This window comes from Thalassotalea litorea, from assembly GCF_005843925.1.
GTDB lineage: Bacteria > Pseudomonadota > Gammaproteobacteria > Enterobacterales > Alteromonadaceae > Thalassotalea_A > Thalassotalea_A litorea_A.
In genome coordinates this window covers 55,677-70,787 of record NZ_VCBC01000003.1, presented here as the reverse complement: position 1 = coordinate 70,787, position 15,111 = coordinate 55,677, and the positions used below count along the sequence as shown (strand labels likewise).

Sequence of the window (15,111 nt, the reverse complement as noted above, 5' to 3'; positions counted from 1 at the left end):
CATTAAACGATTTTCACACCGGCTTTGTATACCGAGGCCAATGGATTGACACCATACTGATAACAAAGCTGGGCAACCTGCTCGACATTAAACACGGCAATGTCTGCCTGCTTGCCAACTTCTAACGAACCCACGTTATCTGCAAGCCCCAATGCTTTGGCACCATGGCAGGTTACGCCGGCTATCGCTTCTGTCGGTGTTAACCGGAATAACGTACAAGCCATATTCAGCATCAGTTGAATCGAGTGGATCGGGGAAGAACCAGGATTCGCATCGGTTGCCAGCGCGATGGCCACACCATGTTCTCGCAACCTGTCGATTGGCGGTAACTTGGTTTCTCGTAAGAAATAGAAAGCACCGGGCAATAATACCGCCGCCATATCCGCTTGTTGCATCGCTTTAATACTCTCTTCTGACAAGTATTCAAGATGATCACTCGACAATGCCTGATATTTTGCCGCTAACGCTGTACCACCGAGATCCGATAACTGTTCAGCGTGAACTTTAATGGCGATTTTGTGCTGTTTTGCGGCCTGAAATACCCGTTCAGTCTGTTTAATATCAAATCCGATACCTTCACAGAATACATCAACGGCATCGGCCAGATTATCAGCGGCAACGGCAGGTAGCATCTCATTACACACCAAATCGATATAACCATCGGCGTTATCGGCGTATTCCACGGGTAGCGCATGGGCCCCTAAAAACGTTTTACGAACCTCTATACCGGGTTGCTCACCAAGGCGTTTGGCAACGGTTAACATTTTGAGTTCAGTTTCGGTGTCCAATCCATAACCGGATTTTATTTCAATGGTCGTTACGCCTTCCGATTGCAGCGCGTTAAGTCGCGGTAATGCAGAGTTAAATAGTTGCTCCTCACTAGCGGCTCGGGTTGCCTTTACGGTTGACACAATACCACCGCCGGCTTTCGCCACTTCTTCATAGCTCGCACCTTGTAAACGCAATTCAAATTCATTGGCTCGATGACCGCCATAAACAATATGCGTATGACAATCCACCAAACCTGGTAGCAACCATTGCCCAGAGACATCAATTACCGAGAGCTTGGGAAAATCAGCCAGATTTAACTCAACGAGATCTTGCATTGCACCAATCCAGGCGATTTTACCATCACTGACGGCAAGAGCAGCATTTTCCATCGCACCGTAAGATTTAGCCCCATCATTCATGGTGGCGATATTGGCGTTGATAAAAACGGACTGCCAAGATTGGGGAGAATGCGAAGAAAGAGAATTAGTGGATGCGGACATAAATACATTTCCAATGGGTAACGCTCTACGTGGAGCCGAATAAACAATTGCCGCTAATTATACCTGAGGTCGTAAAAAATTGTGATCTGCTGTTAAAAATGGCGCGACATGATGTTTTTGAGATGCAGAACCAAAATTACAAAGCCCCGTGTGGTTTGGAATCACGCTTCTCGTTTGAATTAGTTGTGAATTTCAGTTGCGCGATTTTAAAACTCTACCATCATTTAATGGAGTTTTTTGATTTCATCAAGAGTTTTGGTTTCGTCAGGATTTTTGGGTTATCGTTACCTATAGGATTAACAAAGTTTAATAAAACCAACAGCATGCTAACTTTCAAAGCACCAAAAACACTTATTATATTGACGTCCTTGATACTGACCTGTACTTACATCCAAGCTGAAGAGCAGGGAAAGAAAGTATTAGTGGCGGAAGTTGAAGAAAAGTCCTTCCAGGCCCAAGTACCAATATTTGGTAACCTTGTGCCTTTCAAAGAATCGCGATTATCGGTGAAAGTTTCCGGTTACGTTGAGAAAATGCATGTCGATATTGGTGATCAAGTAAAAAAAGGCCAGCCGCTGTTGACCCTGGATTCAATCGTGGCGCAAACCAATGTGCGGCAGATAAAGGCGCTACAAAATGAAGCCAACGTTCGGCTCAATGAAGCAAACCGACTCGCTACCGAAGGAGAACAATTAAGAAAAGATCACAATATTTCAAACTCCGAATATTTAACCCGCATCGCTGAGCAACAAGCCAGCGGTTCGCAGCTGAAACAAATTGAAGCCCAGTTAAACCTAGCTGAAGAAACGCTTTCCCGACATACATTAAAAGCGCCTTTTAATGGCATAATTACCGCCAAACTTACCGAGGTTGGTGAAGCTGTCGGTTCCGACACGCAGGTGTTCACTTTAACCCAACTTGACCCAATCTATGTGCAAATCCAGGTACCTAGTCGTTATTACGCAACTATCAATAAACAAACCCAAGTACTCGTCGATAGCAATAATCATTCCCTTGCGCCAATGACCACCGGAATCGATAGAATTGTGCCACAAGCGGATCAGGCGTTGCGCAGCTTTTTAGTGCGACTGCGTCTGGAAAACGCATCTGGGCAGTGGTTACCAGGTATGAATGTAAGAAGCCGATTTCTTATTGACTCCAATCAGGGTGAGCATACATTGTTTCTGCCTAAAGATGCCCTGGTACGCAAACCTGACGGTCGAATCTTAGTCTATAAAATTGTGAAAAACGGCCAAAGCCATGCCGCGCAATCCGTCGCTGTCGTCACCGGTGTTCAACAAGGACAAGGCATATCGGTGAACAGTCCGCAGCTAAAAGCCGGTGATCAAATTGTGATTTATGGAAATGAATCGCTGCGTGATGGCGATACGGTCATTCCTCAGGTGAGGCAATCAAGTAAAGACCAGGATCAATAACATGATCGATACTGTCCTTAAAAAGCCAATCGTTTTACTGGTCGCCATTCTCATTATTTGCCTTTTTGGCCTCGCAGCGGCGTTTCGTGTTCCCATTCAAATGATCCCAGATCTTGACCCGCGCATTATTACAGTAGAAACCCGCTGGCCTGGCGCCACACCACAAGATATTGAAACCGAAATCCTACTTGAACAAGAGGAATATTTAAAAAACATTAATGGCCTGGAGCGGATGGTCAGCGCAGCGTCTTTTGGCAGAGCCAGCGTGGAACTGGAGTTTCCTTTTGGCATGGCTATCAATGAAGCACTGATCCTCGTCAATAATGCGTTATCGCAGGTACCCTCTTACCCAGAAAATGTCGACGAACCGGCGGTCATCGCCAGCTCATTTTCCGGTAACTCCTTTATGTATTTTTCGATACAGTTTCGCGGTAAAGACGAGCGCAATATCACCCACCAACAAGATTGGATTGAAGACAATGTCAAAACCCGATTAGAGCGGATCCCTGGGATCGCCAGAGCCAATGTATCCGGTGGCGCGCAAAAACAAATTCATATCCGTTTAACGCCCGCCGAGCTCTCGGCCCGGGGTTTAACGGTAGCCGATGTGCGCAATGCCATTCGCACCCGAAATCGCGATGTTTCCGGCGGAGATATGGATTTTGGTAAGCGTCGCTACCTGATCCGGACTCTGGGAAAGTTTACCGATTTAGACGATCTCAACAATCTAATCATCAGTGAGCAGAACGGTCACTATGTACGCTTAAAAGATATTGGTCTGGCACAAATGAGCCATGAAGAAATGCGTACATTCCGAACCACCATTGGTCAGCAAACCATGGGCATATCCATTTCTCGTCAGGTAGATGCCAATGTTATCTCTTTGAAACAACGAGTACTTGATCAGGTTGCGCAGTTAAATAAAACCTTACTTGCCGATCAAGGCCTGGTCATGTCGCTAAATTCCGAAGATGTGCGATATGTCGAAAATTCCGCTAAAACCGTCATCCAAAACCTGTTAATTGGCACTGTGCTAGCCACCTTGGTTCTGTTGTTATTTTTACGTTCACTGAGTGCGACCTTAATTGGCGCATTGGGTATTCCGATATGTATTCTTGCGGCATTTTTAGGGCTGTCTTTTTCCGGTCGCAGTATCAATGTAGTATCCCTTGCCGGCGTAGCCTTTGCTATTGGCATGACGCTGGATAATGCCATCGTGGCACTGGAAAACATTACCCGGCACGTGGCCATGGGTAAATCGCGAATGGATGCAGCGGTTGATGGCATTCGAGAAGTTTGGCCAGCGATATTGGCCTCAACCCTGACCACTGTGATGGTATTCCTCCCGATTGTGTTTTTAAAACAGGAAGCAGGACAACTGTACTCCGATATTGCCATTGCCATCTCTGCATCGATTTTGATGTCGATGCTGGTGGCGATTACGTTAATCCCAGTTGCCAGCCAACGTATTTTGAATGTCCGGGAAATCGCAGAACATAAAGGTAAGCTAGATAAAGCATTGCATATCACCACTCACTGGGGTGAAGCGATGGCCAATCGTATCCTTAGCTTTGGTCAGTGGATACTCGAGCGTACCAGTCGACAAGTGAGTGCCGTGCTTTTGACCCTGTTCATCACTCTATTTACGCTGTTTACACTCGTCCCCGATGCGGAATACCTTCCGGAAGGGGAAGAGGCAAAAGTGTTTGCCCGATTGTTGGCACCGCCCGGCTACAACATGGAAACCATGAAAGAGCTGTGGCGACAATTAGACGGTGACTTTACCGAAAAAGTAGATCGCTCTAAGGTTGCCTGGCTCAACGATGAACAACGTCAGGCTTTGGTTAAGCCAGGAGCTATGACAGACGAAAATCAAGAGGCTAACCTTGAAAGCAGTAACGCATTTAAAACCCCGGTCCCGCCACTTGCGATGCATATCGCCACAATGTCGCCGGGCAGTATGCGCTTTGTTACAGAACCCATTAGTCGCCACGATACCCCGCAATTAATTGAAGCGGTCAGTGAACGGTTTGACGCCATTCCCGGAATGCGTTCATTTGCCACCCGAGGCTCAATTTTTAGTGGTAACCAAGGGGGAACACGAAGTTTGAATGTGGAATTAAAAGGGCGAAATCTTGTAATTCTATATAACCGAGCCTTGCAATTAATGGCCAGCGCTGAAACCTTAATCGTTGGTGCACAACTCAACGCGGATCCTTCCCCTCCTACCCTGAGCATGTCCCAGCCGATGGTGGAAGTCGTTCCCGATTGGCAACGTGCCGCCGAGCTTGGTATTTCCCAGACGGATTTGGGGTATAGCATCTGGGCCTATTCTGACGGCGCTTTTGTGGATGAGTTTTATATCGACGATGAAAAAATCGATATGCTGTTATTTGCCAAAAAAGGTACGGTTAATAGCCCAAAAGAACTGGAGCACTTAATGTTTTATGGCCCAAATGGCCAGCAAGTTCCGTTATCGGCATTAATTAGTCTTCGAGAAACCGTAGATACCGCCACCATCAGTCGGGTAGACGGCATGCGCACGGTAACATTACAAATTATTCCACCACGCAATATGGCTTTAGAACAAGCACTCAACGTTGTTGAAAATGAATTATTAGCACCGATGTCTGAGACTCTGGCGCAGGAGAATATTACGCATACCATTAGCGGTGCGGCCAGCGAATTGGCAAAAACCCGAGAAGCCATGACCGGCAATTTTTTACTCGCCATCGTTATTGCCTATCTGTTGATGGTGGCGGTATTTTCCAATTGGGGATATCCGTTACTGATCATGACAACCGTACCGATTGGGATCAGTGGTGGTATTATTGGTCTGGGATTGTTTAATGGCTTAGGGGCACTGCTGCCGACCTTTGGCTTAAGCGCCTATCATCAACCTTTTGATGTCATCACCATGTTAGGGTTTTTGGTCTTAATCGGAACCGTGGTGAATAACCCAATTTTAATTGTTGAGCGATCCATCGCCAATATCAAACAACATTCGCTGACCATAAAAGAGGCCATCTTAGAGGCTTTGAAAGTGCGCTTGCGTCCGGTGATGATGTCGACCGTGACAACAATTTTTGGTCTGTCTCCTCTGGTATTTATTCCAGGCGAAGGTACTGAGCTTTATCGCGGGCTGGGGGTTATCGTATTGTTTGGCTTGCTTTTTTCAAGCCTGGTCACGCTTCTGGTACTGCCTGCACTGCTGTCATTAGTATTTCATGTTCAACAGAACTGGCACAACAAACGCCAATCGCACCAAATTACCCCATAATCATCTATGTGGGGCGAAATGCTGTTTCTGAGCCGATTCCAAGTTTATAGTCGATTCGCCGGTGCATATTGGTAATTACCACAGCTCGCGCGATTAAAGCGTCCTAAACTCGTATACCGTCGTGTGTTGGTAGGTTTGGCCGGGGCGTAGGATGCTGTTTGGGAAATGCGGTTGATTTACTGCATCGGTGTAGTTTTGTGCTTCCAAACAGAGTCCCTCATACGACTGAAACTGTCCATCGAGATATTTTCCGGTATAAAATTGAATGGCACTCTGGTCTGTATACAGGCGCATTTCTATGCCTTGCTGCTTTGCAACCAACCGTGCTTTGGCTTCATTAAATGGCGAATTATCGAGAATAAAACAATGATCAAAGCCTCCCATCGCCAGCAATTCTGGATCCTGGGTTTGCTGTTGTCGTTGCCCCACTAAGGTCAATTCACGGAAGTTATAATCGGTGCCCGATATATTATGAAAACTGCCATCGGGCATTTCTTTATCGTTGCGATTTAAACGCATGCTGGACATCAGTTGCAATTGCAAAGATTGACCACTTGTGGCCCCAAGATTGAAATAGGCATGGTTGGTCAGGTTAATCGGTGTTGCTTGGTCGCTTTGCCCGTTAAAATCAATATGCAACTGATTATCACCGGTTAATCGATACGTCACCGTCACCCTAAGATCCCCCGGAAAACCTTGATCACCATCTGCAGAGTGCAATGTCATGGTAACGCTCTGCTCGGTGACACTATCTTCTTCTACGGTCCAATATCGGTAGGAAAAATTGTCGATGCCACCATGCAGGCAATTGCCGCCATTATTCTGTGCCAACTGATAAGATTTGCCATCAACACAGAAGCGCCCGTCACTGATGCGATTGCAGACTCGCCCACACGTCGCTCCAAGGTATAAATCATCGTCTAAAAAGCCATTGATATCGTCATAGGTCACCAGCATTTCCTGGCCGTTAAATTGAATCGATGCAATACGAGCGCCGTAATTAAGCAAGGTAACTTCCATACCATTACCATTGGTTAACCTGATTGCTTTTAAAATGTCGCTCATTGATTCACTCCCATGAATTATCAGATTTTGTCAAAGAGTTGTGGAGGATATAACGTTTTATCGATTTGGTAAATATTCAATAATTATCGATAGTTGCATAATGAACTAAAGCATTTGCCCTATAGTTTAGTCATTACCATAAAATTGTTGTTACGACTTTAGGACGATAAATTGTCATTCACGACATTGCTTAAAAGAGTCTTCTTTCTCGCCATATTGCTGAGCATGCCATGCCAGGGCAAGAAATTTATTGAGCCGACGATTACCGAAGACGCATCCGAAAAGCCTTTGGATAAACCCGAGTTCAAGGGACTTCCCTTTGCCTTTCATACGGAAATGCTGCAAACCACCGTTGGTGCTGCGGGCGTCGTAAAACATGCCTGGCAACCTCAGGCGACCTTATTTTCTGGCGGCTTTTACAGTAAGAATGATTCCTGGGCCATCTATGGTGGTGCTTATAACTATCAGCCGTTTTCATCAACGCAGTGGATGATCAGTGCGGATATCATGCGCGCTCACTACACCCAGGGGTTTTATCGATTCGTGAATGACATTGATGACCCCAGTTTCAATCAACCAGAGCGGCAACTTCTTAGTGCTCGTCAGGGCTTTTCTCGGATCACATTCGATTACGTACTTCCCATTGGCGCCGGTAAAAAAGGCTCGGTCGCAACGTTACGCCAACCTTCATCTCCAGAAGAGCTGCATGATATTGAAGATTGGCTTCCCGGGCAAAGCGGTTTTACCACCCTGACATTTATGCCATTTCGGCGCTATTTAAAATACGACGACCAACGAGCAACCGATGCCCAGGTAACCGATATCAGTGCCGGCATCGAATTAGAGATAAATTACGATAATCGCAACTCCACAACTATGCCATCGCAAGGATTTCAGGTACGGACTCGGTACATTGAGGATTTTGGCGATTCCAGGCGCGCTGGATATAGCCAAATCGAAGGTGAATATAGTCAATTTCTCTCTCTCGGTAAAAGTAAATTTTTCCAGCAGCAAACGATCGCATTTAATGCATTAATTGCCGATACGCCAAGCTGGAATCACAAGCGCAATGGTGAATATCGACGCCCGCCAAATTTTGATGGTGTTACGCTTGGTGGTTGGGATAGCCTGAGAGGTTATGACACCAATCGCTTTTATGGTCGTGCGGCCATGAGTTATAGTCTGGAGTTTCGAGCGATTCCGGCCTGGCATCCACTTCCCCAGTTACCTATCATTGAAAATTATCGCTTACCCTGGTGGCAATGGGTGCTGTTTGTCGATGCAGGACAAATATCCGATGAATTTAACTTAAGTGAATTGCATGAAGATATGAAGTTTAGTTTTGGTGGTGGTATTCGGATGAACATTGAGGGGGTTATCGCTCGCATAGATTATGCTAAGTCCAGCGAAGATGGACAATTACGCCTGATCATTAATCAGCCTTTCTGAAAATCGCAGCAACCGTTAAACTGTTGTAAATACCCTGACTTTCACCTGACAATGCAAATTAGAAATGCCACCCCTGCCGATGCATGGGCTTTATCCAAACTTATGGAGCAATCGTTTCGCGACACCTTTTCAGAGTTTAATACCGCCAAAGATATGGATACGTACTGCGCGAAAAATTACGGCAAAAACCAACAAACGATGGAAATTGCCAACCCCGATATCATGACGTTACTGGCGGTTAAAAACGACTCATTGGCAGGTTTTATGCAACTGCGACCTGGAAGTACCTTTGCTCACTGCCCACTGGGTAACCCCTTACATCTCGATAGAATATACGTTGCTAAGGCATTCTTAGGTACGGGGGTTGGTAAACGTTTATTTAATGAAATGCACAAAATCGCAAGAACGTTAACTTGTGATGGTGTCTGGCTCGGGGTATGGGAACACAATCCGAGAGCCATTCGATTTTATCTGGATTTTGGCTTTCAACAATGCGGCAGTACGACATTTTGGCTTGGCAGCGACAAACAGCGAGATGTGTTAATGATGAAACGTATCTAACAGCCATAACAAAAAATCGATTTTTAAAAACTCGCCGTGCCCTCTCGTTCCCCTTCTTCGACTTCAACCCCGAATGGGATTGTCTCGAAAATCTGCCCAAGTAATTCCTGATACTCGTTAAACATCCGCTGATCGCTAAATTGTGCCAAGTCATGGCTCAGCCCTTTAGAGATACCTTGCGAGCTTAATGGGCTATCGAGCATCATCACAAGTGAATCACAAATTCCCGCCGCGGTTAACTCCTTTATTTTAATCCCGGTTTTAAAGGGCACCATAGTCTCTGGCAATCCACCTTTCTCGGAATAAACAACGGCTCGACCAATACGACGCGCTTCAATCGCAGCCAAAGACAAGGCCTCTTCAATCAGAGTCGGGATCACAACAAAGTGGGATCTTTTCACCTCGATCTCAGGCCGAGGTTGATAACCTAGAACCTCGATGTACGATTCGATGCTCTTAACTTTGATGTAATCTTTAAGTAATGCGACTTCACAATTGTTCCCACCGACAATCTTAAGGCGAAAGTCTTGACGACCAACCTTATGAACCAATAACGAAACCGCGTCCAGTAGCATCCAAACGCCCTTTTTACTGTCAATTCTACCAACATATATTCCGGTTTTTACCGTCTCAAGTGTTGGCATCATTTGTGGCGTAAATCGTTTTAAATCAATGCCATTAATCACCAAATGTTGGTTGTTTTTGCCAAACAGTTTGTTGTTACGTACAAAGCCAGCTTTTGATACGGCAATAATATGTTTGGGTAAATAATTGAAGGTTCTTAACATTCCCTTGATGCTGCGCTTGAAAAAAGAAGTCGATGAAGAGCCAATCCGATGTTCAGTACAGCACCAGCGTACATGCGAATATTTGTTGAGGAGAATGTGCAGTTTTGTTGGTGGATAATAACAATGCGTGTGAATTATTACCTTGTCATATTGTTGAATGATTGGTTCGATATTTTGCGTCAACCACTGACGGCAATTGAGATCCGAGGCTGTTGCAATATTTCTCTCTTTTTGGCGATAAACAGAATTTTCAGTGTATGTACTATAGAAATGAATGTGATCGATTTGCTGTTTTGCGAGTACCTTTGTCAAACCAACGGAAATCAAGTCCCACCAACTAAACCGGCCACTGGGCGTATTGTAGAGTGATACAACAACTTTATTTTGGCGCATAGAAAATCCCTTTTCATCAATACCTGACTATAGAATAAAAATAAATTAACGCAAAAACATGCGGTTAGGATAATTCTCCCAATAGGTCTTCTGGACGTATCGGTAAATTTTTCACTCGCACACCCACTGCCTGATAGATCGCATTGCCAATCGCTGGAGCGATGCCGATAACGCCGGGTTCACCGAGTCCCACTGGCACTTCTGAACTTTCAATAAACTCAATATCCAGTTCCGGAACCTGATTCAGGCGTAGCGGAGTGTAGGTATCTAGGTTTAAATCTTTTACCTGACCATTTTTGAATTCTGTTCCCTCATATAACGCCATACTCAGCCCCCATAAAGCGCCGCCTTCTAATTGAGCAAGGGCGCCATCGGGGTGCACTACCGTGCCAGAGTCCATCACTAATGTGAGTTTTTTAACCTCAACCTGGCCGGATGCTCTATCAACTTTGACATGAGCTGCAACCGCAAGCCATGCGGGCATATTGCGCTCCTGCCCTGAACAGACGGCAACCCCCATACCCTCATCTGCGCCAAGCTTATCGGTATCAGCTATTTTGTCTTTTAATCGGCTAAGTACATGGTGCAATCGTTTCGCCCCCCCGGTACTGTTAGGGCATGTGCCTGCCTGTTTACCTTCTCCATTAAGTAGTGACAGACGAAAATCGATGGGATTCATCCCTGCTTGCTTGGCGGTTTCATCAATAAAGGACTCTAACCCCCACACGATCCAACCCTGACCAACAGATCGTAACCAGCCGGGTTTAAAGGTTTTTTGTGCTAAATCATTATTCACGGCTAACGCTCTGTGATTCGCCATGGTGTACCAATGATCGGCGCCGGCAGCAGAGAATGGATCTAGCTTGCCGGTTTTATTGGCTCCCTCAGGCATAAAGTCCGGGGCCATTGCCATGGTGGGCCAACCTGCGCAAAATCCATGGGTCATCCCCAAAAAGTTATTATCCTTGTCAAAATAAGATTGTAATTTTGATACAGATGCTGAGCGCGGCTGATCAAACTTGCTGTCATCTTCCCGGGTAAAAATAAACTTAACCCTTTTACCACTTTGTTTGGCGGTAAGCGCTGCTGGGATCATGTAATCCCCAAATAGGCGTCGGCCAAAACCACCGCCGAGATAGTATTGATGAATAATGACTTTGTCTTCTTCTACCTCTAAGGCTTTCGCGATTGCCGGTAAGGTTAGCGATTGCCATTGATTACCACCATGGACATGCCAAACCCCCTCTTCCTGATAAACCGTGGCATTCAATGGCTCCAATGGAAAGTGCATAACGGTATGGGTTTGATAAACACTTTCAAGGGTTGTCTGACTTTTGGTTTTAGCCTTAGTCACGTCGCCTTCATTAACAAACCAGGCGCCTTGATCCAATTCTTTTACTAACTTCTGGCCTTGCGCAAGAATGTCAGCTTCACTCACATCGGCACTTTCACCTGGGCTCACATCGACTTTTAGCGCATCACCGGCTTTGATGGCACTGACATAATTTTTCGCCAGCACCACAACCCAGCCCTGAATTAAATTACTCGGGTCTTTTAATATTTCGAAGCCTAAATAGCCTTCGATTTTCTTCGCCTCGCTGTCATCGACACTTTTGACTTTCGAACCAAACGCTGTCGGTGGCATAACCGGGCGGGCGTAGACCATATCGTCAAACTCCACATCCAGACCATAAGTAGCACTACCATCGATTTTCGCAGGAATATCCAAAGCCCGCGCCGATTTTCCAATCAGCTTACGTTGTTTCGCTGGCTTTATCGGCAAGGCTGCCAACTCCTCAGCGGTAAAGGTTTTATCCAGCTTAGATTGACTGACAATATCGGCGAAAGAAATGGCTTTACTGCCGCATACAATCTGAGACTTTTCCGCTCGACACTCCCCCGGCTCAGAGCGCAATATTTTCGCGCCGGCTTCAATTAAGGTCATCCGCCCTGCAGCGCCTGCCTGTGAAAATGGTGCGAATGACTGATGCACAGACCAAGAACCTCCGGTTACCATGTATCCCCATTTCGGATCGGTGTCGACATGGGTGATCCTGACATCATTCCAGTCCGCACCCAGTTCATCGGCAATAATACGCGCCAGTGCCGTGCCAACATGTTGGCCCATTTCCGCTCGGGGAATATTGACATTGATTTGTCCATTGCTGGCTATTTCAAACCATACTGTAGGCGAAAAAGCGGCACCATTGATACCATCGGCTAATTCTCGGGTGGTAACGCTGGCGAAGGAAAGCGGCGCAAAGGCCATTAACAAAGAACCGCCCACACTGCCGATTAGAAAACGGCGGCGGGAGTAATTATCAGCACCTTGTTTGGCATCTTTAATGGATTTCATGATTCTCTCCCTTGAGCCACAGCACTGGGTGCTGAATTTTCTTCGGCAGGATCAAACATCTGCACGGCATTTTTTTGTGAAACTGACATTATGGCTTTGGTGATTCGGGTATACGACATACAGCGACATAAATTCCCTTTCATTACATCAATAACTTCCTGTTCTGTCGGTGTTGGGTTCTCTTTTAGCAAACTGGCAGCCTGCATGATTTGTCCCGACTGACAATAACCGCACTGAGGAACCTGAGCTTCGAGCCACGCTTGTTGCAAGGGGTGCTCACCATTTAATCCTTCTATGGTGGTCAGGTTGCCACCTTCAGCGGCAGACAACGGAATTGAACAGGAGCGCACGGCAGCACCATTGAGATGCACGGTACATGCCCCACATTGCGCAATACCGCAGCCAAATTTCGTACCTTTTAATTTCAATTCATCGCGAATCACCCATAACAAAGGGGTGTCTTCTGCGGCATTACTACTGACTGCTTTATCGTTAATCGTAAACTTAATCATGGCCCGCCCGTTTTAAGCTATCTCGCTGTTTTCAATATAAATTGGCGAGAGAATTATCTAACCTAATTAAAGTTCACCATCGCCAGTTCCGCAAAAGTCACTAAGTCAAAAGTGCGCAGCACACTGTTGTACAACTCGTTTTTTCTATACATTCCAGGCAATCCGGTGAAAAGCCGGTTGTTCAATGAAAAGTCCCTTTTGTTTACTTATCGTACGAAAATCGGCGCATGTGTGGCTGTTATGTCAAGATTTCGTCAACGGCCAGATCACCAATGTAAAGTTACGTAAAGTCAGATTCAGTTGCGGAACTTGGGCTATAAAATCGCACTCCATTGGACGCTGGTTACTGTGATTTCAATGACAAACCGGCATGCATAACAACAATTCGATGGAGATAGATAATGCGCAACCAACGGACTCAACCGAGTCAAATCCGCACGATACAGTTACTGATTTTAGGAGCAATGATGACGTTGCTTTTTGCTTGTTCGAGCGAGGAAAGTGACAATAATTATGGAGCAATTAAATTTTATAATGCTTCGAGCAATTCCCCTGAAATATTTTTCACCATTGACGAAGATCTCGAGGATGAGGATGAAGATGCGTTTGAAGCGACATATTCGAGCATCGGCTATGGCGAAACATCTCCGACAAGAGAGCTGGAAGATAAACGCTATTTTCTTGAGTTTTCCTGGCAAAGTGAAGACTCATCCTCTCGAGACGATTTAACCATTTTGCACGAATCTCAGGTCACTATCGAAAAAGATCAACTGGCTTTGTTTGTTTTAGATGGTGACATCAATTCGGCCAATGTACTTCAGTACAACCTGGCAATTATTGATGACGATAACGATGACGACGAAGAGCTGTTTAATCTGTCAATTTTAAACCTGCATGATCAGTTTGGTAGTCTGCAACTGCACGCCTCTCTGGCAAATGAAACATTTAACGAAGCTATGCCCGTTAGTCAGTTTGAGTTTCAACAGCTTAGCGACAACCAAAAACTTGCTCAGGAAGAATATATTTTCTATCTCACCTTACCCCAAAGTAACGACGTATTGTTCCAATCGGATTCGATCAACTTCCCCTATGCGAATCAATATCTACTGATGGTAAAACCCAGCAATGGCTATGGTGAATCGGATTTTAGTATCGATATTCTTTCCTGGTCGAGCTTTTTACCGTTGCAACACTATGGCGAAACTGGTCAGTTCCGTGTCTACAATGGCATCGAAACCCATGAATTACTCGAGGATTATACTGGCCAAATCAGTGCCAGCTTCACCACTATCGGCGATGATATTGATATCGAATCGTTGCAAATTGGCAATTACAGTGAAATATACTCTGCCCAGCGAGGTGACTATAGTATCGATTTAGTCGCGACGGATAGCGAGCACCCCCTACTCAGCAATCATTTGGTTACCCTCAGCGAGAATGCGTTCAAAACGGTATTCTTCTATTTGAGCGAAGAAAATGTTGATCATGATGGCGATGGTGACGTGGATGAAGATGGCGACGGCTATGTGGATGAAACAGAGATAAAAATTCAATCCATGGTAGTGGAAAACAACCTCAATGAGTCTCTTTATCAACACCATTTACAAATACTGAATCTGGTTAATAATGACGATTACCCTAGCATTCGCTTATATTTTGTCCGCAGTGATGAACTCATCGAAACCGCTTCATATTGGCGTACTGCCTGGTTTGCAACGCCCACTGAAATTACCCTGACTAACAATACTTATGAGGTATATGCCGTGGCTCAGGACGACAGCAGTGACATTATTCTCGCCTCAGAGTTATTGGTACTGGATCAAGATAGTCCGAATCAATTTATCCTGCTGGAACGTGATGATAGCACCAGCAGTGGTTATCGGATGACCTTTACCGCTCAAAACCAATAACGCTTTTGGACCCCCTTGGTTACTTGCGTAGCTACAACGACCGAGGGGTGTCCTTTTTTAACTTTTGTTTTCTTAAAATTATCACAAGTC

10 protein-coding genes are annotated in these 15,111 nt (G+C 45.5%); 5 read left to right on the top strand and 5 right to left on the bottom strand.

Annotated elements, in window-relative coordinates; genetic code table 11:
• Positions 1–2: 2 nt before the first annotated feature.
• Positions 3–1,271: an imidazolonepropionase gene (gene hutI / locus FE810_RS02280; RefSeq protein WP_138318415.1), complete on the bottom strand. Its 1,269-nt coding sequence runs from the start codon at positions 1,269–1,271 to the stop codon at positions 3–5.
• 323 nt (positions 1,272–1,594) lie between these two features.
• On the opposite strand from hutI, the gene FE810_RS02275 reads away from it, so the two are divergent.
• On the top strand, positions 1,595–2,707 hold the full coding sequence (locus FE810_RS02275; RefSeq protein WP_171022212.1) for an efflux RND transporter periplasmic adaptor subunit: 1,113 nt from the start codon (positions 1,595–1,597) through the stop codon (positions 2,705–2,707).
• A gap of 1 nt (position 2,708) precedes the next feature.
• Positions 2,709–5,987, top strand: a complete 3,279-nt coding sequence (locus FE810_RS02270) for an efflux RND transporter permease subunit (protein WP_138318413.1) — start codon at positions 2,709–2,711, stop codon at positions 5,985–5,987.
• Between the two features lie 93 nt (positions 5,988–6,080).
• On the opposite strand, the gene FE810_RS02265 is transcribed toward FE810_RS02270, so the two are convergent.
• Positions 6,081–7,052 carry an aldose epimerase family protein gene (locus tag FE810_RS02265; protein ID WP_138318412.1) on the bottom strand — a complete coding sequence of 324 codons (972 nt, stop codon included), beginning with the start codon at positions 7,050–7,052 and terminating at the stop codon, positions 6,081–6,083.
• Between the two features lie 171 nt (positions 7,053–7,223).
• On the opposite strand from FE810_RS02265, the gene FE810_RS02260 reads away from it, so the two are divergent.
• Positions 7,224–8,501: a BamA/TamA family outer membrane protein gene (locus tag FE810_RS02260; RefSeq protein ID WP_138318411.1), complete on the top strand. Its 1,278-nt coding sequence runs from the start codon at positions 7,224–7,226 to the stop codon at positions 8,499–8,501.
• Between the two features lie 51 nt (positions 8,502–8,552).
• Positions 8,553–9,062, top strand: a complete 510-nt coding sequence (locus FE810_RS02255; protein WP_138318410.1) for a GNAT family N-acetyltransferase — start codon at positions 8,553–8,555, stop codon at positions 9,060–9,062.
• Between the two features lie 23 nt (positions 9,063–9,085).
• Here FE810_RS02255 and FE810_RS02250 read toward each other — a convergent pair whose 3' ends face one another.
• From FE810_RS02250 to FE810_RS02240, 3 genes are all read right to left on the bottom strand, one after another.
• On the bottom strand, positions 9,086–10,243 hold the full coding sequence (locus FE810_RS02250; protein ID WP_138318409.1) for a glycosyltransferase family 4 protein: 1,158 nt from the start codon (positions 10,241–10,243) through the stop codon (positions 9,086–9,088).
• 64 nt (positions 10,244–10,307) lie between these two features.
• A complete protein-coding gene (locus FE810_RS02245; RefSeq protein WP_138318408.1) occupies positions 10,308–12,599 on the bottom strand; it encodes a xanthine dehydrogenase family protein molybdopterin-binding subunit in 2,292 nt (763 codons plus the stop codon).
• A complete protein-coding gene (locus FE810_RS02240; RefSeq protein WP_138318407.1) occupies positions 12,596–13,111 on the bottom strand; it encodes a (2Fe-2S)-binding protein in 516 nt (171 codons plus the stop codon). Before FE810_RS02240 ends, FE810_RS02245 begins: the two co-directional genes overlap by 4 nt.
• A gap of 401 nt (positions 13,112–13,512) precedes the next feature.
• Between FE810_RS02240 and FE810_RS02235 the strand changes: the two genes are divergently transcribed.
• Complete coding sequence (locus FE810_RS02235; protein WP_138318406.1) at positions 13,513–15,021, top strand: hypothetical protein; 1,509 nt, start codon at positions 13,513–13,515, stop codon at positions 15,019–15,021.
• Positions 15,022–15,111: the final 90 nt, after the last annotated feature.

What these genes read in the sequence shown, in the direction of transcription:
- hutI (WP_138318415.1), bottom strand. Translation starts at nt 1,271, where the DNA reads ATGTCCGCATCCACTAATTCTCTTTCTTCGCATTCTCCCCAATCTTGG.
- FE810_RS02275 (WP_171022212.1), top strand. Translation starts at nt 1,595, where the DNA reads ATGCTAACTTTCAAAGCACCAAAAACACTTATTATATTGACGTCCTTG.
- FE810_RS02270 (WP_138318413.1), top strand. Translation starts at nt 2,709, where the DNA reads ATGATCGATACTGTCCTTAAAAAGCCAATCGTTTTACTGGTCGCCATT.
- FE810_RS02265 (WP_138318412.1), bottom strand. Translation starts at nt 7,052, where the DNA reads ATGAGCGACATTTTAAAAGCAATCAGGTTAACCAATGGTAATGGTATG.
- FE810_RS02255 (WP_138318410.1), top strand. Translation starts at nt 8,553, where the DNA reads ATGCAAATTAGAAATGCCACCCCTGCCGATGCATGGGCTTTATCCAAA.
- FE810_RS02250 (WP_138318409.1), bottom strand. Translation starts at nt 10,243, where the DNA reads ATGCGCCAAAATAAAGTTGTTGTATCACTCTACAATACGCCCAGTGGC.
- FE810_RS02245 (WP_138318408.1), bottom strand. Translation starts at nt 12,599, where the DNA reads ATGAAATCCATTAAAGATGCCAAACAAGGTGCTGATAATTACTCCCGC.
- FE810_RS02240 (WP_138318407.1), bottom strand. Translation starts at nt 13,111, where the DNA reads ATGATTAAGTTTACGATTAACGATAAAGCAGTCAGTAGTAATGCCGCA.
- FE810_RS02235 (WP_138318406.1), top strand. Translation starts at nt 13,513, where the DNA reads ATGCGCAACCAACGGACTCAACCGAGTCAAATCCGCACGATACAGTTA.